15 protein-coding genes are annotated in these 19,397 nt (G+C 73.5%); 5 read left to right on the top strand and 10 right to left on the bottom strand.

Features of this window, described 5'->3' with window-relative positions:
* Nucleotides 1-12: 12 nt before the first annotated feature.
* From OC439_RS16820 to OC439_RS16800, 5 genes are all read right to left on the bottom strand, one after another.
* Nucleotides 13-915, bottom strand: a complete 903-nt coding sequence (locus tag OC439_RS16820; protein ID WP_262014237.1) for a siderophore-interacting protein — start codon at nt 913-915, stop codon at nt 13-15.
* Between the two features lie 45 nt (nt 916-960).
* On the bottom strand, nt 961-3,063 hold the full coding sequence (locus OC439_RS16815) for an iron ABC transporter permease (protein ID WP_262014304.1): 2,103 nt from the start codon (nt 3,061-3,063) through the stop codon (nt 961-963).
* A gap of 5 nt (nt 3,064-3,068) precedes the next feature.
* A complete protein-coding gene (locus tag OC439_RS16810) occupies nt 3,069-4,058 on the bottom strand; it encodes an iron-siderophore ABC transporter substrate-binding protein (protein WP_262014236.1) in 990 nt (329 codons plus the stop codon).
* Nucleotides 4,059-4,087: 29 nt separating this feature from the next.
* A complete protein-coding gene (locus OC439_RS16805) occupies nt 4,088-4,897 on the bottom strand; it encodes an ABC transporter ATP-binding protein (protein WP_194800125.1) in 810 nt (269 codons plus the stop codon).
* 191 nt (nt 4,898-5,088) lie between these two features.
* On the bottom strand, nt 5,089-6,702 hold the full coding sequence (locus OC439_RS16800) for a cellulose-binding domain-containing protein (RefSeq protein ID WP_262014235.1): 1,614 nt from the start codon (nt 6,700-6,702) through the stop codon (nt 5,089-5,091).
* Nucleotides 6,703-7,045: 343 nt separating this feature from the next.
* On the opposite strand from OC439_RS16800, the gene OC439_RS16795 reads away from it, so the two are divergent.
* Nucleotides 7,046-7,906 carry a hypothetical protein gene (locus tag OC439_RS16795; RefSeq protein ID WP_262014234.1) on the top strand — a complete coding sequence of 287 codons (861 nt, stop codon included), beginning with the start codon at nt 7,046-7,048 and terminating at the stop codon, nt 7,904-7,906.
* Between the two features lie 51 nt (nt 7,907-7,957).
* Here the strand turns inward: OC439_RS16795 and OC439_RS16790 are convergent, their stop codons facing one another.
* Nucleotides 7,958-8,428 carry a hemerythrin domain-containing protein gene (locus tag OC439_RS16790; protein ID WP_262014233.1) on the bottom strand — a complete coding sequence of 157 codons (471 nt, stop codon included), beginning with the start codon at nt 8,426-8,428 and terminating at the stop codon, nt 7,958-7,960.
* Between the two features lie 234 nt (nt 8,429-8,662).
* On the opposite strand from OC439_RS16790, the gene OC439_RS16785 reads away from it, so the two are divergent.
* Entirely contained in the window at nt 8,663-9,829 is a 1,167-nt protein-coding gene (locus OC439_RS16785) for a serine hydrolase domain-containing protein (protein ID WP_262014232.1), read from the top strand.
* 55 nt (nt 9,830-9,884) lie between these two features.
* Here OC439_RS16785 and OC439_RS16780 read toward each other — a convergent pair whose 3' ends face one another.
* A complete protein-coding gene (locus tag OC439_RS16780; RefSeq protein WP_262014231.1) occupies nt 9,885-10,538 on the bottom strand; it encodes a response regulator transcription factor in 654 nt (217 codons plus the stop codon).
* On the bottom strand, nt 10,526-11,752 hold the full coding sequence (locus tag OC439_RS16775; RefSeq protein WP_262014230.1) for a sensor histidine kinase: 1,227 nt from the start codon (nt 11,750-11,752) through the stop codon (nt 10,526-10,528). The genes OC439_RS16780 and OC439_RS16775 overlap by 13 nt, the downstream gene beginning before the upstream one ends.
* 168 nt (nt 11,753-11,920) lie before the next feature.
* Between OC439_RS16775 and OC439_RS16770 the strand changes: the two genes are divergently transcribed.
* From OC439_RS16770 to OC439_RS16760, 3 genes are all read left to right on the top strand, one after another.
* Nucleotides 11,921-12,133 carry a hypothetical protein gene (locus tag OC439_RS16770; protein ID WP_262014229.1) on the top strand — a complete coding sequence of 71 codons (213 nt, stop codon included), beginning with the start codon at nt 11,921-11,923 and terminating at the stop codon, nt 12,131-12,133.
* Between the two features lie 203 nt (nt 12,134-12,336).
* A complete protein-coding gene (locus OC439_RS16765; protein WP_262014228.1) occupies nt 12,337-13,719 on the top strand; it encodes a glycoside hydrolase family 43 protein in 1,383 nt (460 codons plus the stop codon).
* A 40-nt stretch (nt 13,720-13,759) separates the two neighbouring features.
* Nucleotides 13,760-16,501 (top strand): beta-L-arabinofuranosidase domain-containing protein, encoded by a 2,742-nt coding sequence (locus tag OC439_RS16760; protein ID WP_262014227.1) that lies wholly within the window; start codon nt 13,760-13,762, stop codon nt 16,499-16,501.
* Here the strand turns inward: OC439_RS16760 and OC439_RS16755 are convergent, their stop codons facing one another.
* Together OC439_RS16755 and OC439_RS16750 are read right to left on the bottom strand one after the other, a co-directional pair.
* Entirely contained in the window at nt 16,502-17,305 is an 804-nt protein-coding gene (locus OC439_RS16755; RefSeq protein WP_262014226.1) for an endonuclease/exonuclease/phosphatase family protein, read from the bottom strand.
* Nucleotides 17,306-17,419: 114 nt separating this feature from the next.
* The gene (locus OC439_RS16750) at nt 17,420-19,375 is read right to left on the bottom strand and encodes an elongation factor G (protein WP_262014225.1); all 1,956 of its coding nucleotides are present in this window, start codon (nt 19,373-19,375) and stop codon (nt 17,420-17,422) included.
* Nucleotides 19,376-19,397: the final 22 nt, after the last annotated feature.

Genomic DNA, 19,397 nt, shown 5'->3' with positions numbered 1-19,397 from the left:
TGGTGGGGACGATCAGTTCTCCGCGCGACCGGCCCGCCAGTAGCCCATGAACGCCACCGCGCGCCGGTCCATGCCCCGCTCGGTGACCAGGTGCCGCCGCAGGCCGCGGATCACCGCCGCCTCCCCGGCCAGCCAGGCGTAGAGCGCCGCGCCGTCGGGCCGCTCCGGCACCTCCCACAGGATGTCCCGGTCCACGTCCACCTCGGCCAGCGGCGCGGCGGCCACCGGTACCGGTACCGGCACCAGCCGGCCGGCCAGGCTCGTCACGGCCGGGGTGAGCCGGCTGCCGTGCGGGGCGCCGTCGCGGGGCAGCCAGGTCACAGTGACGCCGGCCGGGGCCCGGCAGGGCAGCTCGTCGCCGCTCTCCGGCACCTCCACCAGCGCGTGCCCGCGCGCGTCGGCGGGCAGCCGCTCCAGGATCGCGCAGATCGCCGGCGCGGCCGTCTCGTCGCCTGCGAGCAGCAGCGTCGCGCCGGCGGGCGGCTGGAACTCGACCCCGCCGTGCGGGCCGTCCCACCCGGCGTCGGGGCCGACGACGGCGATCCGGTCGCCGAGGCGGGCCCGCCGGGCCCACCGGGTGGCCGGGCCGCCGTCGCCGTGCAGCGCCATGTCCACGTCCACCTCGTACGCCTCGGGCCGGACGGCGCGGACCGTGTACGTGCGGATCGGGCTGCGCAACGCGTCCGGCAGCTCACGCCACCGCGGGAACCAGTCCGGCCCGTCGGGCAGCTCCCCCGGCGCGCCGTCGACCGGCGGCAGGGCCAGCTTGATCCGCTGGTCGTACCCGTTGTCGGCGAACCGGTCCAGGTCCGGGCCGGTCAGCGTCACCCGAAGGAAGGACGGGCCGAGCCGGCGTAGCGCGCGGACCTCGACGGTGAAGACTCGCCAGGGCGCGACGGCCAGGGTGCTGGTCATGCGTCATTCCTCTCACGGCCGGTGGGGGGTGCGTCGGTGAACGGGTCAACGGGCGGCTGCCGCGGCGCGGGAACGCCACAGCAACCAGACGAAGTACGGGGTGCCGATCATGGCGGTGACCAGACCGGCGGGGACCTGAGCGGGGGCGATGACGCTGCGGCCGAGCGTGTCGGCGAGGCTGACCAGGGTGGCGCCGAGCAGCACCGCGACCGGCAGGACGCGGGTGTGCCGCCCGCCGACGAGCGCCCGGGCCGCGTGCGGCGCGACCAGGCCGACGAAGCCGATCACGCCGACCGCCGACACGGCGGTGGCGGTGAGCAGCGCCGCCAGGCCGAGCGCGACCAGCCGGGCGCGTTCCAGCCGGACGCCGAGTACCCGGGGCGTGTCGTCGTCGAGCGCGAGCAGGTCCAGCTCGCGGCGCACCGCGGCGACCACCGGCAGCGCGATCAGCAGCGCGATCGCCACCGGCAGCACCTGCGGCGCGGTACGCCCGTAGGTGGAGCCGGACAGCCAGGTCAGCGCCTTGCCGGTGTTCCACGGGTCGGACGACACCACGATGAACGTGATGATCGCCGTACCGCCCTGCCAGACCGCGAACCCGATCAGCACCAGCCGGTCGGAGTTGAGCCCTCGCCGCCGGGCCAGGCCGTAGACCAGCGCGAACGCGACGACCGCGCCGAGACCGGCAGCGCCGGACAGGGCGAGCACGCCGGCCATCGGCGCGAACGTCAGCAGCGACACCGCGCCGATGCCGGCGCCGCCGGTGATGCCGAGGATGCCCGGTTCGGCGAGCGGGTTGCGGCACACCGCCTGCACCGTGGTGCCGGCCAGGGCCAGCGCGGCGCCGGCCAGCAGCGCCGCGGCGACGCGCGGCCAGCGGGCGTCCAGCACGAAGGTGTACGCCGGTCCGGTGCGGCCCTGCACCCAGTTGACGATGTCGCCGAGCAGCACCCACGTGTCGCCGGCGAGCATGCCGAGCACCAGCGCGGCGGTGACGACCACCGCGCAGACCGTGACGACGGTGGCGACGAAGCCGCGGGAGCGGACGGCGGCGTGGCCGCCCGGCGCCTGCCGGGTCGGCCCGGCGTCGCGGTGGCGGCGGGCCAGCCAGACCAGCAGCACCGCGCCGAAGAGCGTGGTCACCACGCCGGTCGGCACGTCGACTCCGGCCTGGCCGCCGAGCACGGCGCGCAGCAGCACGTCGGAGCCGAGCACGATGACCACGCCGACGATGCCGGACAGCGGCATCAGGATGCGGTGCCGGTGCACCTCGGGCACCCACCGGCCGAGCAGGCGGACGATCACCGGCGCGCCGAGGCCGACGAAGCCGATCGGGCCGGCCAGGGTGACCGCCGCGGCGGAGAGCAGCACCGCCAGCAGCACGACAGTCAGCCGGGTACGGCGCACGTTGAGCCCGAGCACGGTGGCGGTGTCGTCGCCGAGGGCGAGCAGGTCCAGCCGGTGCCCGAGGGCCACGAGCACCAGCGCGGCGACCCCGATCACGGGGGCGAGCTGGGTGAACGCGACCAGGTCGCCCTGTACGAGCGAGCCGTTGCCCCAGGCGAACAGGCCGATGGTGGCCTGCTCGAACAGCAGCATGAGCAGCATGGTCAGCGAGGAGAGCGCCATCGCGGTGGCCGAGCCGGCGAGGATGAGCCGGGTGGTGGCGGCCTGACCGCCGGCCGAGAGCAGCATGACCAGGGAGGCGGCGGCGAGTCCGCCGCAGAACGCCAGTCCGCCCGCGGGAAGCGCGGGCAGCGCGATCCCGAACGCGGCGGTGGAGACGATCGCCAGGTGGGCGCCCGCGTTGACGGCGAGCGTGTCCGGCGAGGCGAGCGGGTTGCGGGTGGTCGACTGCAACGCCGCGCCGGCGAAGCCCAGCGCGACGCCGACGGCCAGGCCGGTGAGCAGCCGGGGCAGGCGGGAGGCGACGAGCACCCGGGCGGTCTCGTCGTCGCCGCCGGTGAGCAGCCGGAGCAGGTCCAGCGCCCCCACCGAGGAGGTGCCCTGGGTGAGGTGCACCGCGGTGATCGCGACGAGCAGCGCGGCGGCGAGGGCGAACGCGCCGGCCACCCGGCTGCGCCGGGCGGGCGGCGGCCCGACCGGGGCCGGCCGGGTGGCCGGCCCCGGCGGGGCGGGGGCGGTCATCGCGCTCAAGCCGTGTAGACCTTGACCAGCTCGTCGATGTACTGCTTGGCGGACAGCGTGCCGCCGAAGGTCCAGATGCCGTTGGGCATCTTGTGCAGCTTGTTCTGCTGGACGAACGGCAGGGAACGCCAGATCGCGTTGCCGGCGAGGCCGTCGGCGAAGACGTCGGTGCCGTCCGAGGCGTTGTAGAAGAAGTGCACGTCCTGGCCCTTGAGGACGGTCATGCCCTCGACGTCGGTCTGGCCCAGGCCCCACATCTCGTCGGTCTTGCCGGTCCAGGCGTTCTTGAGGCCGAGCTGGATGCCGAGCTGGGAGACGAGCGCGCCCTGGCCGAACATCCGGATCGAGACGGTGCTGCCTTCCTTCCAGCCGTCGGCGATGGCGAACTGCTTACCGGCCGCCCCGGCGTCGGCGATCTTCTTCTTGCCGTCGGCGATCGCGGCGTCGAAGTCGGCGAGCAGCTTGTCCGCCTGGGCGGTACGGCCGGTCGCGGTGGCGATCATCTTCAGGTCCGCGCGCATCCGGCCGATGTTGTCGGAGGCGTCGCTGCCCTTGGTGACCAGCACCGGGACGTACTTCTCCAGCTGGGTGACGACGGCGGAGCCGCGCTCGGCCTCCATCACCACGAGGTCCGGCTGGAGGGCGACGATGGAGTCGACGCTCGGCTCACCCCGGGTGCCGACGTCCTTGACGCTCGCGTCGAGCGGGGCGGCGGTCACCCAGGTGGCGTACCCCTTGGGGTCGGCCACGCCGACCGGCATCACGCCGAGGCCGACGAGCATCTCCACCTCGCCCCACTCCAGGCCGACGACCTTTGTCGCGGGGCTCTTGAGCGTGATGGTCTTGCCCCGGCTGTCGGTGACGGTGACCGGGCCGGTGGACGCGGCGTCGGAGGGGGACGGTGCGGCGGCGGGCTCCTCGGTGGTGCCGCAGCCGGCGATCAGCAGCGCGCTCGCCGCGGCGGCGACGAGCAGGGTCATTCGGGTACGCAGCATCGGGCTTCTCTTCTGTGTGCAGGAGTCGGTCAGGCGGAGACGCGGGTCGTGTGCCGGCCGACGGGACGTGTGGAGAGCAGGTTGGTGACCGGGTCGACGCTCACCTCGACGCGGATGCCGTACGCCTCGGTGAGTGCCGCCTCGGTGAACACCTCGTGCGGGGTGCCGGTACCGCGTACCCGGCCTTCGTGCAGGAGCACGACCTGGTCGGCGACGGCGGCCGCCTGGTTGAGGTCGTGCAGCACCACACCGACGGCGACGCCGGCGGTGTCGGCGAGGTCGCGCATCAGGTCGAGGATCTCCACCTGGTAGCGCAGGTCCAGGAACGTGGTCGGCTCGTCCAGCAGCAGGATCGCGGTGTCCTGGGCCAGGCAGGTGGCCAGCCAGACCCGTTGCAGCTCGCCGCCGGAGAGCTCGTCGACCGGCCGTCCGGCCATGCCGTCGACGCCTGTCACCCGCATGGCGCGGTCGATCGCGGCCGGTCCGTCGAGGTCGTTCGCGCGCCACCGCTGCCGGTACGGGTGCCGGCCGTACCCGACCACGTCCCGCACCGTCACCCCGCTGGGGGTGGGCCGGCTCTGCGCGAGCAGCGTGACCCGGCGGGCGAAGTCCCGGGCGGACAGCGTCCGGGCCGGTGTGCCGTCGGCGAGCACGATCTCGCCGTGCTCCAGCGGGTGCAGGCGGGCCAGTCCGCGCAGCAGCGTCGACTTGCCGCTGCCGTTGGGGCCGACCAGCGCGGTCACCGCCGCGGGCCGCAGCGTGATGGCGGCGTCGTGCACCACCGTCTTGCCGTGGTAGCCCAGCCGCAGCTCACTGCCGCGCAGGCCGTCGGCCCGCATCGTTCCGCTCGTCACGCAGGTTAGGCTAACCTAAGACTCGATCATCCTGTCAAGCCGGTCCTTCGGTCCGATCTCACTCCCCCGTCCCACCCCCACCCCACCCCTCCCCCGGTCGATCATGAGGTTGACGGCGATGTCGATCTCCGATCCGGCCGCCAACCTCATGATCAACCGTGTGGGGTTGCCGGGGGTCAGAGCGAGACCGGGCGGCCGCCGAGGGTCACCGTGAGGCGGCCGTCGGAGGCGAAGGACCAGGCCAGGGCACCGGAGTACGTGGCGCAGCGGGAGCCGTTGCTGCCGGACCAGAACTGGTTCGAGCCGTCCACGTTGCCGACCGTCTTGTCGTTGGAGCCGCTGCCGGCGAAGCGGCAGGACGTGTTGCTCCGGAACACCGAGGTGCCGGCGTCGAACGAGAAGTTGCGCTCCGTGTTGTCGATGCTCAGGTTGTTCGAGATCGTCATCGTGCCCGGGTTCCGGTTGTAGGTGAATCCGTGCTTGCCGTTGCGGTACGCGATGGTGCGCCGGACGGTGTGGTTGACGGCGATGTCCTCGCCGCCGAGCTTGAAGCCGTTGCGGTCGCCGTTGCCGTTCTGCGTGCCGTTGCTCAGCGTGCCGTTGCTGTAGGCGAGCGAGTCCTCGATGGTCACCGTGCCGATCGCGCCGGTGTCGGACTTGGTGTAGAGGTCCCATCCGTCGTCGATGTTGTGGTGCGACACCGCGTACCGGAAGACGTTGCCGCCGCCGACGGTGAGCTTGGCCGCGAAGCCGTCGGCGTCCTCGCCGTCGGAGTCGGCGTTGTCGTGCGACTCCACGCTGACCATGAGGTTGTTCGCCGGCCACTGGTCGCGGGGTGTGCTGGAGGCGATCCGGGACAGTTGCAGCCCGGTGTCGCGGTTGAAGCGGGTCACCGTCCGCTCGATGACGTTGTTGCTGCCGCCGACGAAGATGCCGTTGTCACCGGCCCGCTCCACCACGAGCCCGCGCACGTGCCAGTACGAGGCGTTCAGCGCCAGTCCCCGGTTGGCCGGATCCTCGCTCATCGCGGAGAAGTTCAGGATCGGCGTCTCGCCCGGATAGGCGTACAGGTTCTTGCGGGCGCTCGACGTGCCGTTGTTGCCGGCGGCGACGGTGACCGTCTGGGACAGGTTGTACGTGCCGCCGCGCAGGTAGATCGTGCCACCGGCGCCGACGCGGGTGATCGCCGCGGCGATCGTGGTCGGGCTGGCCTGGGTGCCGGCCGCGCCGGCGGTGCCGTTCGGCGCGGCGTAGATCGCCCCGCCGGCCGGCGGCGGCGTGGTCGGTGGCGGCGTCGTCGGCGGCGGGGTGCTCGGGGGCGGGCTGCTCGGCGGGGCGCTGGTCGGCGTACCGGTGGTCGGGGTGACCCCGCCGGTGCAGGTGACGCCGTTGACGGCGAACGCGGTCGGGACCGGGTTGCTGTTGTTGTTCCAGGTGCCGTTGAAGCCGAACGACGTGCTCGCGTTGGTGCCCAGGCTGCCGTTGTAGCTGACGTTGGCGGCCCGCACCGAGGCCCCGCTGGCGGTGATCTCGGCGCCCCAGGCCTGGGCGACGGTCTGACCGGCGGCGAAGGTCCAGGTGACGGCCCAGCCGTTGAGCGGGTCGCCGAGGTTCGTCAGGTTGACGTTGGCGGTGAAGCCGCCGCCCCACTGCGCGGTGACGGCGTAGTCGACGCGGCAGCCGGCGGCCGCCTGCGCGGCGGTCGCGCCGACGGCCAGGCCGGACGCGGCGAGCGCGGCCGTCGCCGCGGCGGACGTCCACAGCACCGTACGGCGGTGTCGGTTGATCATGCTGGTCTCCTGCGGGTGGTGGTGCCGTGCCCCCACCGGCACCGATGCCCGGTCGGTGTCGGGGACGGGCCTTGATACCCGGACGGCCGTGCCACGAACGCTCACGTCTCCCGCGCAGTAAGCGCTTTCAGCGCAGCCTAACGATGGACGTCGATGTGGTCAAACCTCGGCCCGCACTGAACGATCCCGCCGCGCCGTCCGTATCCACTGCCGACCGGAACATCGGCCGGGACCGCGATGCCGGAGCGGGCACGAGCACGATTCCTCCAGTCGTCACTTCGCACCGTGGAGACGGGGCGGCACCCGCCGCGCCGGTCCTCCCGGTCAACCAGAGGAGAGGTGCATGGCCAGGGGTACGCGCAAGACCGCGGTCCTGAAGCTCGGCGGGGTGGGCGCCCTCGCGGCGCTGTTGTTCGCCGGCGGACTGCAACTGGCGTCGGCGGGCGAGAACAACCGCCCGGCCACCACCACCGCCGCCGCGCAGACCGTGAACTGCCCGACCGTACGCGACAAGCTGCCCGCCGTCCCCGCTGCGGCGTCGGCCCAGGTGGAACAGGAACTGGCCAACCTGGACCAGGAGATCGCCCGGCAGAACGAGCGGCTGGCCCGGCAGGCGGTACGCCCCGAGGGCGGCCCGGCGTTCATCGACAACGCCATCCTCGGCCCGCTGCGCAGCAAGCGCGTCGCCGTGCTCGACCGCATCGAGATCGCCTTCAACCGGATCGGCGCGCAGCGGCCGGACCTGGACGCGTTGGCGGCCTGCTCGCTCAACGCCCCGGGCGTCCCGAGCGCCGTAAACGGCGGTGCCGGCCAGAACGGTTCCGGCCAGAACGGCAACGGCAACGCCGGCGGGCAGAACGGCAACGGTCAGAACGGCAACGCGGGCGGCCAGAACGGCAACGCCGGTGGCGCGGCGCGGACCGTGAACTGTCCCCGGGTGGCGCTGCCCGCCGTCCCGGCGGCGGCCGCGGGCCAGGTGCGGGCCGAACTGGCCACGCTGGACAAGCAGATCGCCGAGGCCGACGCCCGCCTGGCCCGCCTCGCGGTACGCCCCGAGGGCGGCCCGGCGTTCATCGACAACGCCATCCTCGGCCCGCTGCGCAGCAAGCGCGTCGCGGCGCTCGACCGCATCGAGATCGCGTTCAACCGGGTCGGCGCGCAGCGACCGGACCTGGACGGGTTCGCCACCTGCGGCCTGAACTGACCGGCCACTGTCGCGGCCCGGCGGTGCGCATCCGCCGGGCCGCGGCGGCGGTCACAACGGCCCGAACACGTCGCCCGGGTCGGCGTCCAGCGAGAGCGTCTCCAGCACGGTGAGCAGCTGCCGTTCCTCGTACCGGAAGTGCGACTCCATGATCGCCGCCACGCCCTCCAGGTGCCGGGCCAGTTCCCCGGGCGGGGCGTCGCGGGCCACCGCCGCGCTCAGCCCGGTCAGCAGGTACCCGATCATCGAGTGGTCCTGCCGCAGCCGGTCCAGCGTGCCGCGCAGCTCCGGATGCCGCGCGGCGATCGCCGGGAAGAGGCTGTGGTCCTCGCCCTCGTGATGCGCGGTGAGCGCCGCGCAGAACCCGTGGCAGAACAACAGCAGCTCATGTGTCGCCGGGCGGGCCGGCTCACCGTCGGCGAGCGCCCGCCGGGTCACCGCCAGCGCCTCGCGCAGCCGCTCGTGGACGGCGCGCATCTCCCGGCTCCAGGCCACCAGCCTGGTCTGTTCGCCCTCAGCCACGTGGCAAGGGCGAAGGGACGACGAGTGTCATCGTCGTGCTCCCTTCGATCCGGCGCCTCCATGCCTGACACGGTCTGCCACCGGCACGCGACGCTGCGCGGAGCCTAACCGGCGGCGCCGGGAGCGATCAAGTAGTGCCAGCGCTACCCCGGCTCGGTAGCTGGCGGGATGGAGCGCGGGACCGGTTCTGGCGAGGCTTGAGCCCGTACCCGTTCACCCCGTCGAGGAGTTCCCATGACCCGCCGTACCTTCCCGGTCGCCGTCGGCGCCACGGCTCTGCTGACCGTCACCGCACTGGGTGTGCCCGCCGCGTCCGCCACCACCACCGACGCCCGGCGTCCGGCCGCCGACGCGGTCCAGCAGCGGCTGGACGGCATGGTCGCCGAGCACGGCTTCCCCGGGGCGCTGGCCTCCGTACGCCGCGACGGCCGGGTGCGCGACTACACCGCCGGGGTCGGTGACCTGCGCACCGGCGCCGGAATCCCCCTCGACGCCCGGGTGCGGATCGGCAGCAACACCAAGACGTTCACCGCCGTGGTCGTCCTCCAGCTCGTCGGCGAGGGCCGCGTCGACCTGGACGCCACCGTCGAGCGCTACCTCCCAGGCATGGTGCGCGCGAACGGCAACGACGGGCGGCGGATCACCGTACGTCAGCTGCTGCAACAGACCAGCGGCCTGCCCGACTACGACGAGGTCGTGTTCAGCGAGGCGCAGGACCTGGTGGACCGCCGCAGCGACTACTTCGACCCGCGCCGGCTGCTGGACGAGGCACTCACCCAGTCGCGGCGCTTCCCGCCGGGTCAGAGGTGGGAGTACAGCAACACCAACTTCGTCCTGGCCGGGCTGATCGTCGAGCGGGTCACCAAACGCCCGGTCGGCGAGGAGATCACCCGGCGGATCATCGAGCCGCTGCGGCTGCGTGACACGTACTGGCCGCAGACCGGCGAGCAGGACCTGCCGGGGCGTCTGCCGCGCGGATACGTCGCGGTGGAGCCGGGCGCGCCGTGGATCGACGTGACCCGGATGGACCCGTCGCTGGGCTGGGCCGCCGGTCAGCTCGTCTCGACCCCGTCGGACCTGCGGACGTTCTTCGAGGCGCTGCTGGCGGGCAAGCTGCTCAAGCCCGCCCAGCAGGCGGCGCTGACGCGCACGGTGCCGGCACCCGACTTCGAGCCCACCGGGGTGTGGGAGTACGGCCTGGGCATCGCCCGGCACGAGCTGCCCTGCGGCGGCCACGCCTGGGGGCACGGCGGCGACATCCAGGGCTTCCAGACCCGCAACCTGGCCACCACGGACGGGCGCAGCGCGGTGGTCGCGGTGACCGCGCTGCCGACCAGCCTGGAGATGCTGGAGGCGGTCACCAGCACCGTCGACGCGGCCCTGTGCGGCACCGGCCGCTGATCCCCGGTTCACCGCACGCGCGCCGCCTCCCGCGAGGCGGCGCGCGTGCGTACGTCTACCGCCGGCCGTCGAGGTAGCGCAGCACGGCGGTGACCCGGCGGTCGGCGCGGTCGTCCGGCGGCAGGCTCAGCTTCGCGAAGATGCTGCGGATGTGCTTGTGCACCGCGCCCTCGGTGACGAACAGCCGTTCCGCGATCGCGCCGTTGCCCAGCCCCTCGGCCATCAGCGCCAGCACCTCGTGCTCACGCGGCGACAGCTCGGCCAGCGCGGTGTCCGGCCGCCGGTTGCGGGCGAGCAGTTGCCCGACCACCTCGGGGTCGATCACGCTGCCGCCGTCCGCGACGCGGTGCAGCGCGGCGAGGAACTCCTCGACCCGGCCCACCCGTTCCTTGAGCAGGTAGCCGAGCCCGGAGGCGCCGACCGAGAACAGCTCGGTGGCGAACGCCTGCTCGACGTACGCGGACAGGACCAGCACCGCGAGGTCCGGCAGGCGGCGGCGGGCCTCGACCGCGGCGACGATGCCCTCGTCGGTGTGCGTGGGCGGCATCCGCACGTCGACGATCGCCACGTCCGGCCGGTGCTGGTCCACAGCGGTCAGGAACTCCCCCGGCGTGCCGGCGGTGGCGACCACGTCCAGGTCCTCGGCGCGCAGCAGCAGCGCCAGCCCTTCGCGCAGCAGCGCGTCGTCCTCGGCGATCACGATCCGCATGGCAGCTCCACGTGCATCCTCGTCGGTCCTCCCGGTGGACTCGTCAGCGTCATCCGCCCGTCGTACGCCTCGACCCGGCGGCGGATGCCGGTCAGCCCGGAGCCGCGCGTCTCGTCGGCGTCCCCGCGCCCGTCGTCGGTGACCGTCACGAGCAGCCGGTCCCCCTCCCGGCGCACGGCGACGTCCACCGCGCTCGCGCCGCTGTGCCGGACCACGTTCGTCAGCGCCTCGGCCACCACGAAGTACGCGGTGGCCTCGACCGACGCCGCGCAGCGCACGTCGACGTCCACCGACAGGCGGCACGGCACCGCGCACTCCGCGGCGAGTCCGTCGAGCGCCCCGGCCAGGCCCCGGTCGCCGAGCACCGGCGGCAGGATGCCGCGCACCACCGTACGCAGCTCGCCGAGCGCCTGCTCGGCCGCGTTCTGCGCGCGTTCCAGGATCTCGTCGGCGCGGGCCGGGTCACGGCGTACCGCCCGCCGCGCGGCGCCGAGCAGCACGTTCACCGCGACCAGCCGGTTCTGCGTGCCGTCGTGCAGCGAGCGTTCGATCCGGCGCAGCTCCACCGCGTGGGCGTCGAGCGCGGCGGCCCGGGTGGCGGTGAGTTCGGCGACCCGCAACGACAGGTCGAACCCGGGCGGCGGGGGCAGCAGCCGACGGCCCGGCCGGGCCTGGACCCGCGCGAGCGCCGGGCCGGTCGTGACCGCGAGGACCAGCCAGCCGACCCCGAGCACGGCGACCGTCAGCGCGTCGCCGAGCCCGTCGATGTGCCACCAGCCGAGGCCGGGCGCGCCGGCCTCCGGCGGCACCAGCCGGTACCAGAGCGGGAACGTCATGTCCTGCACGGCGTAGATCGGCAGCGCGAGTGCGATCAGCCCGGCGCCGAAGCCGAGCGTTCCGTGGAGGGCCACCCAGCGCAGTTCCCGCCGGACGACCGGGTCGCGCAGTGCCGGGCGCACCCCGGCCGGCGCCGGGCCGGGCGCCGGGATCGGCGGCCCCCACCGGGACAGCCGGGCGCGTTCCCGGTCGGCCACCGACCGCACCGCCTGGAGCAGCCCGGGTACGAGCAGCAGCCCGACCCCGCCGACGCACGCCGCCGCCACCACGAGCGTCCCGAGCAGCACGCCGAGCGCCAGCACGGCGGTGCCGAGCCCGCCGACGAGGTGCTCCAGCGCGGTCACCGCAGCACGGAACCGCCCGCGTACGTACTCCATCCCCGGCCCACCCCCGGCCGTCACGATAGGTCACCGCCGTCGCCGTGCGTCAGGGCCGGGGGCGGAAAGTACAGCCTGCTGTACCCCGGTTGTCGTGCTGGCGGGATCGTTGCCGGCCGGCCGCGCGCCTAACGTTCAGGTGCAAGGACATCACCCGAGGAGGCAGCCGTGAACGACCTGGACCGTACCGCCGAGACCACCGCCGCGACGACGCCCGTCACCCGGATGCGCCCGCTGCTCTGGCTGGTGCTCGTCGTCGGCGTGGTGGCGAACGTGACGCTGTCGAACGTCCTGGACAACCCGTGGGCCGGTTCGGCCTTCGGCGTGCTGGCGCTGGCGTCCGGCGTGGCCCTTGCCATGAACCACTACCGCAACCGCTGATCCGTCGCCGGCCGGGCGCCGGACAGCCGGGCAGGGCGGGCCGTGAGAACGCGGCCCGCCCTGCGGCGCGTGCGCCGCAGGTGAGCGCGCCACGCTCGCGTCAACGCTGCGGATCGATTGACAGTCAGCTATGTGAACGCCAGGCTAGGGAACGTTGTTAGCGTTAACGCGGCCGTCATCTCCCCGCAGAGAAAGGCCCTCCCGTGCCCCTCACCCGACGCGCGTTCACAGTCGGCGCCCTGTCCGCCGCTGCCGCCGCCACCGGCGCGCTCAGCCGGCCCCGCGGCGCGCTCGCCGCCCCGAACACCGCCTACGCGATGGCCTACTTCACCGAGACGCCGAACGGACTCGGCGCCGACTACGGCCTGCACCTGGCCGTCAGCCGGGACGGCCTGAACTGGACCCCGCTGAACCAGAACAACCCGGTGGTCACCCCGACCGCCGGGCAGCTCGGCCTGCGCGACCCGTTCGTGCTGCGCAAGACCGACGGCACCTTCGTGGTGCTCGCGACCGACCTCAAGGGCACCAACTGGGGGCTGACCAGCCAGTACCTGCACGTGTGGGATTCGGCCGACCTGACCGCGTTCACCGGCTACCGGCGCATCCGGATGCACACGCTCGACACCCACACGTGGGCGCCGACCGCGTTCTGGGACGCCGCCCGCGGGCAGTACGCCATCGTCTACTCCGCCAACAACGGCCGGGACGTACTGTTCGTCAACTACACGAGCGACTTCCGCACCGTCAGCGCGCCGCAGGTCTACTTCAGCCCGGGCTTCGGTGTGCTCGACGGCGACGTGGTGGTCGACGGCGGCACCACGTACCTCTACTACAAGAACCTCGACGACGGCTACCTGTACGGCGCCCGCTCCACCACCGCCGCGCCGAACAGCTTCACCACGTACACCAGCGGGCTGCGGCAGGGCAACGCGATCGAGGCGCCGCTGCTGCTGCGCACGAACGAGGGCGGCTGGCGGCTGTGGGGCGACTCGTTCAGCCCGGTCAACAACGACTACTACGCCTGGTCCACCACGACCATCTCGGGCAACTCGTGGACGCCGCTGAACCAGCGCGACTACACCCCGCCGCTGAACTCCAAGCACGGCTCGATGATCGGCATCAGCGACGCCGGGTACGCCGGCCTGGTCAACCGCTGGGGCACGCCGAACTGGGTCCGGCTCAAGTCGTCGAACCTGCCCGACCGCTACGTCCGCCACGCCGACCGGATCGCCCGCGTCGACGCGTACCCGTTCGACCCCTACCAGGACCAGATGTGGCGCATGGTCCCCGGCCTGGCCGACTCCGCCGGCGTCTCGTTCGAGTCGGTCAACTACCCCGGCAACTACCTGCGGCACTACGACTACGCGGTCCGGCTGGACCCGAACGACGGCACCGCCACGTTCCGCGCCGACGCCACCTTCCACCGCACCGCCGGCCTGGCGGACAGCACCTGGTCGTCGTTCCGCTCGCACAACTTCCCCACCCGCTATCTACGGCACTACGACTACCGGCTGCGCATCGACCCGCTGGGCGCCGGCTCACCGGCGATCGACAGGCAGGACGCCACCTTCCGGGTCACCGCGTAACCGTCACCCACCACCACCGTCCCCCGCCACGGAGGCCGTCATGCCCGCTCCCCTGGTGAACCGCCGATTCCTCCTGCGTACGACCGCCGCAACAGCCGTCGCAGCCACCGCCGGGTCCGTCTCCGCAGGCGTTACGGCACACGCCGCGCTGCCACCGGCCCGCCCCGACATCGGCGTGTCCGCGTACGCGTTCGACAGCGGCCAGGTCCGGCTGACCGCCGGCCGCTGGCAGGACAACCAGAACCGTACGGTCGCCTACCTGCGCTTCGTCGACGTGAACCGGCTGCTCTACAACTTCCGGGCCAACCACCGCCTGTCCACCGGCGGCGCCGCCGCCAACGGCGGCTGGGACGCGCCGAACTTCCCGTTCCGCACCCACATGCAGGGGCACTTCCTGACCGCCTGGGCGCAGGCGTGGGCGGTGCTCGGCGACACCACCTGCCGGGACAAGGCGCTCACCATGGTCGCCGAGCTCGCCCGCTGCCAGGCCAACAACGGCGCGGCCGGGTTCAACGCCGGCTACCTGTCCGGCTTCCCGGAGTCCGACTTCACCGCGCTGGAGGCCCGGACGCTCAGCAACGGCAACGTCCCCTACTACTGCATCCACAAGACGCTGGCCGGGCTGCTGGACGTGTGGCGGCTGATCGGCAGCACCCAGGCCCGGGACGTGCTGCTGGCGCTGGCCGGCTGGGTCGACCAGCGCACCAGCCGCCTCACCTCGGCCCAGATGCAGGCGATGCTCGGCACCGAGTTCGGCGGCATGAACGCGGTGCTGACCGACCTCTACCAGCAGACCGGCGACGGGCGGTGGCTGACTGTCGCCCAGCGGTTCGACCACGCCGCCGTGTTCAACCCGCTCGCCGCGAACTCCGACCAGCTCAACGGGCTGCACGCCAACACGCAGGTGCCCAAGTGGATCGGCACGGCCCGGGAGTACAAGGCCACCGGCGTCACCCGCTACCGGGACATCGCCGCGAACGCGTGGGCCATCACGGTCGGCGCGCACACGTACGCCATCGGCGGCAACAGCCAGGCCGAGCACTTCCGCGCGCCCAACGCGATCGCCGGCTACCTGCGCAACGACACCTGCGAGGCGTGCAACACGTACAACATGCTCAAGCTGACCCGGGAGCTGTGGCAGCTCGACCCGGACCGGGTCGCGTACGCCGACTTCTACGAACGGGCACTGCTCAACCACATGATCGGCCAGCAGAACCCGGCCGACGCGCACGGTCACGTCACCTACTTCACCCCGCTCAACCCGGGCGGGCGGCGCGGTGTCGGCCCGGCGTGGGGCGGCGGCACCTGGAGCACCGACTACAACTCGTTCTGGTGCTGCCAGGGCACCGGGCTGGAGACCAACACGACGCTGGCGGACGGGATCTACTTCCACAACGGCACCACGCTGACCGTCAACCTGTTCGTCCCGTCGGTGCTCACCTGGAGCCAGCGCGACATCACCGTCACCCAGGCCACGTCGTACCCGGTCGGCGACACCACGACGCTCACCGTCACCGGCTCGGTGGCCGGGTCGTGGACGATGCGGATCCGGATCCCGGCGTGGACCAGCGGGGCGAGCGTCAGCGTCAACGGCGTCGCGGCGGGCATCGCCACCACGCCCGGCAGCTATGCCGTCCTGACCCGGGCCTGGACCTCCGGCGACACGGTCACGGTCCGGCTGCCGATGCGGGTCGCCACGGTGCCTGCCAACGACGACGCCGCGGTGCAGGCCGTCACGTACGGGCCGGTGGTGCTCTCCGGCAACTACGGCAACACCACGTTGAGCGGCCTGCCCACGCTGGATCCCGCCTCGGTCACCCGTACCGGCACGGGCTCTCTCGCGTTCACCGCCCGGGCCGACGGCGCCACCGTCGACCTCGGCCCGTTCTACGACGCCCACGGGCACAACTACACGGTCTACTGGCGGGTCGGCGCGGGCGGTGGCGGCGGTGAGGCGAGTTTCCGGCTCGCCAACGCGGCGAGCGGGCTGGTGCTCGGCATCCAGAACATGTCGACCGCCGACGGCGGGCTCGCGCTGCAGTGGGGCGACACCGGCACCGCCGACCACGACTGGCAGCTGGTGGTGGACGGGTCGGCGCTGCGGCTGCGCAACGTCAACAGCGGCAAGGTGCTGGGGGTGGAGAACATGTCCACCGCCGACGGCGCCCGGATCCTCCAGTGGGCGGACAACGGCACCGCCGACCACCTGTGGACAGTGGTCGACGTCGGCGACGGCAGCCACAAGTTGCGCAACGTGCACACCGGCAAGCTGCTCGGCATCTCCGGCGGCTCGACCGCCCAGGGCGCGTTCGCCGTGCAGGATCCGGACAACGGCAGCCTGGACAACCAGTGGCGGTTCCTGCCCGACGGCGCGCGGCGGATCCAGAACCTCGGCAGCGGGCTGGTGCTCGGCGTGCAGGACATGTCGACTGCCGACGGCGGGCCGGTCATCCAGTGGGGCGACACCGGCACCGCCGACCACCTCTGGACCGCGCTCGTGGACACCGGCGGCTACCTGCGGCTGCGCAACGGCAACAGCGGCAAGGTGCTCGGCGTCGAGGGTGGTTCGACCGCGGCGGGCGCCCGGATCGTCCAGTGGGCCGACAACGGCACCGCCGATCACAGGTGGCGGCTGCGGCACGGCGGAGGCGGCTGGTTCCGGATCCAGTGCGCGAACGGGGGCCGGGTGCTCGGGCTCAGCGGCGGCTCCGGCGCTCAGGGCGCGCAGGCGGTCCTCGCCGACGACACCGGGGCCGCGCACCAGCGCTGGCGGTTCCTCTGATCACAGGTGACGGCGGGCGCGGACCATGGTCGCCAGCAGCGCCGGGTGGTCTGTCGTCCCGCGCATGTCCACCGCGCGGCGGCAGCAGATCGTCACGCCGCCGGACGCCAGGATCTGCTGCCGGGCGCCGTCGTCGATCCGCCGGTAACCGACCGGCACGCACGAGCGCACGTCCGGGGTGCCACCGACGCGCAGGTTGAGGTCACCGCCGAGAACTGTCGGCGCGCTCCCGGCGTCGCCCCGGGTCCCCGGCACCACCGCGCCGAGCAACTGCCCGCACTGGGCCAGCGCCACCTGGCCGCTGGTGTTCGCCAGGTGCGTGGTGCAGGCGTGCAACCGGTCGCCCCGGACGCAGAGCCAGACCCGCTCCTCCGGGTCTGCGAGGTCCTGCGCCGGATAGGTGCCCCGGTGCACGGACGATCGCGCGTCCCGGCCGTCGAGGCGGGTCAGCAGCCCGATCCCGTACGGCTCGCCGTTGTTGCACCGGGTGGGACCGCCGGAGGGGCGGTCACCGGCGGCCTGGAACGCGGACACCACGGTGCCGCCGGTGCGGGCGGCCCGCAGCGTCCGCTCCAGCGTCGCCACGTCGTCGCGGCAGATCTCGTTGAGCGTGACCACGTCGGGCGCCTCGGCGGCGATCACGTCGGCGGCCCGCGGGACGGCCCGGCCGGTGTAGCAGCCGGCTCGGCCGCTGTTGCACAGGTTCATCTGGAGCACCCGCAGCGTTCCCGAGCCGGTGGCGCCGGCGTTCGAGGATCCGGCGGGCAGCCCGGCAACGACGAGCAGGCACACCACTGCCAGCACCCGGCGGACTCGCCGGGCGAGGTGGGTGGCCGGCTGCGGGGACAGCGGGGCTCCAACGGGTACGGGCGGCGGCGGGCGCCGGTGATCCTATCCCCGCAGCGCCGCCGTCGCCGCCTACCTCGGTACCGCCCGGAACCACGCCTCCCGGTCGTCCGGGTCGGGTCCGCGCCGGGGCAGTGCCGGCGGTTCCTCGCCGGTGACCGGCGCGTAGTGGTCGAAGGTGGTGGTCAGGACCGCCTCGCCGCCGGTGAGGTCGGGCAGGGCGGCGACGACCCGCGGCACCCGGGCGGACGGCAGGGTGCCGCTCACCTCCAGGTAGCCGCCCGCGACGGCGGTGTCGTGGACCACCGCGCCGAGCCGGCCGAGCAGCGCCAGCACCGTCTCCACCGCGTGCCGGGGCAGGTTGACGTCGAACCGTTCGATCGGCTGGCACACCCGCGTCCCGGCCTGCCGCAGCGCGGCGGCGACCACGACCGGGGCGAGGTTGCGGAAGTCCGCCGCCACCGTCGAGATCGACTTGTCGAACTTCTGGTGCGGCCGGCTCTGCCGGGGCCAGTACCGGGACGCCGTCATGGTGACGGTGCAGTCGGTGACCGGCCAGCCGTGCCGGCCCTGCCGCAGCGCGGCCCGCACGCCCTCCTCGGTGGCGGCGACGAACGCCGGGGGCAGCCGGCCCGGCTCGATCCCGGGCCGGAACCCGATGCCGTGCCCGGCCGGTGCGGCCTCGATGCGCAACCCCAGCCCGGCCAGGTACGGGTTGCCGCGTTCCCGTACCCGCTCCTCGGCGCTGCCGGTGCCGGCGACCCGTTCGATGCAGGCGGTGAGCGTGCCGGAGAACCGCACCCGGACGCCGTACCGGTCCTCCATCAGGGCGGCGAGGACCTCCTTCTGGACCTCGCCGTGCAGGCGGATCACCGCCTCCGCCTGCTGCTCGTCGAGGCGTAGGTCCACCAGCGGATCCTCGTCGGCCAGTTCGGCCAGACCGGCGAACATCGCCAGGCGCTGCGCCGGGTCGACCGGCTCGACGACCGCCTGCCGGGTCGGTGGCGGGAACCGGTAGTCGTGCCGCCGTGGCGGGTCACCTATGTGCTGGCCGATCCGGGCGGACACCCCGCGTACCGCCGCGATCTGCCCGGCGGAGACCGACCGGCGCACCAGCACACCGGCGGGCTCGATGACGGCGATCTCCGTCACCGGTTCCGGGCGGCCGTCGCCGAGCCGCACCCGGTCCCGTACCCGCAGGCGCCCGGACCACAGCCGCAGCCAGACACGCCGGCCGTGCCCGTCCCGGTCGACGGCGAAGACGGTGCCCGCCGGCGGTCCGTCCCGCGCCTCGCCGTACGGCAGCAGGTCGGCCAGGACGTCGCACAGCCGGCGTACCCCGGCGCCGGTGATGGCCGAGCCGCACACCGCCGGGACCAGGTCGGCGCGGCGCACCGCGCGGCGCAGCGCCCGGCGGACGTCGCGTACGCGGACCGGCCGGTCGGCCAGCCAGCGCGCCGCCACCGCGTCGTCGACCTCCGCCACCTCGGCCACCACCGGCTCGGCGTCGAGGCCCACGGCGTGCACCCTGGCCTCGCGTGTGCCCTGCCCGGTGACAGTGCCGAGCAGGACCGGCCGCGCACCGAGCCGCTGCCGTACCTGGGCCGTCACCCGGTCCACGTCGGCGCCGCCACGGTCGACCTTGTTGAAGAAGAACACGGTCGGTACGCCGATGCGACGCAGCGCCCGCCAGATGGCGACGGTCTGCGGCTGGACGCCCTCCACGCTCGACACCACGAGCACGGCGGCGTCGAGGACGGCCAGGGACCGCTCGACCTCCGCGATGAAGTCGGGGTGGCCGGGGGTGTCCAGCAGGTTGATGCTGAGGTCGCCGATCGTGATCGACGTGACGGCCGCCCGGATGGTGATGCCGCGGCGGCGTTCCAGTTCCATCGAGTCGGTCCGGGTCGTGCCGGCGTCGACGCTGCCCGGCTCGGCCACGGCGCCCGCCTCGTAGAGGAGGCGTTCGGTCAGGCTGGTCTTTCCGGCGTCAACATGCGCGACGATTCCGAGGTTCAACAGGGCCAAGGCGGAGCTCCACGGTAGGACG

Origin of the sequence: Micromonospora sp. Mcm103 (assembly GCF_024519755.1) — a bacterium.
Classification (GTDB): Bacteria; Actinomycetota; Actinomycetes; order Mycobacteriales; family Micromonosporaceae; genus Micromonospora; species Micromonospora aurantiaca.
The sequence above is the reverse complement of the archived record's forward strand: the minus strand, read 5'-3'. Positions and strand labels throughout refer to the sequence as shown.

Coding starts and splice junctions, on each gene's coding strand:
- OC439_RS16820 (WP_262014237.1), bottom strand. CDS start 915: ATGACCAGCACCCTGGCCGTCGCGCCCTGGCGAGTCTTCACCGTCGAG.
- OC439_RS16815 (WP_262014304.1), bottom strand. CDS start 3,063: ATGACCGCCCCCGCCCCGCCGGGGCCGGCCACCCGGCCGGCCCCGGTC.
- OC439_RS16810 (WP_262014236.1), bottom strand. CDS start 4,058: ATGCTGCGTACCCGAATGACCCTGCTCGTCGCCGCCGCGGCGAGCGCG.
- OC439_RS16805 (WP_194800125.1), bottom strand. CDS start 4,897: ATGCGGGCCGACGGCCTGCGCGGCAGTGAGCTGCGGCTGGGCTACCAC.
- OC439_RS16800 (WP_262014235.1), bottom strand. CDS start 6,702: ATGATCAACCGACACCGCCGTACGGTGCTGTGGACGTCCGCCGCGGCG.
- OC439_RS16795 (WP_262014234.1), top strand. CDS start 7,046: ATGGCCAGGGGTACGCGCAAGACCGCGGTCCTGAAGCTCGGCGGGGTG.
- OC439_RS16785 (WP_262014232.1), top strand. CDS start 8,663: ATGACCCGCCGTACCTTCCCGGTCGCCGTCGGCGCCACGGCTCTGCTG.
- OC439_RS16780 (WP_262014231.1), bottom strand. CDS start 10,538: ATGCGGATCGTGATCGCCGAGGACGACGCGCTGCTGCGCGAAGGGCTG.
- OC439_RS16775 (WP_262014230.1), bottom strand. CDS start 11,752: ATGGAGTACGTACGCGGGCGGTTCCGTGCTGCGGTGACCGCGCTGGAG.
- OC439_RS16760 (WP_262014227.1), top strand. CDS start 13,760: ATGCCCGCTCCCCTGGTGAACCGCCGATTCCTCCTGCGTACGACCGCC.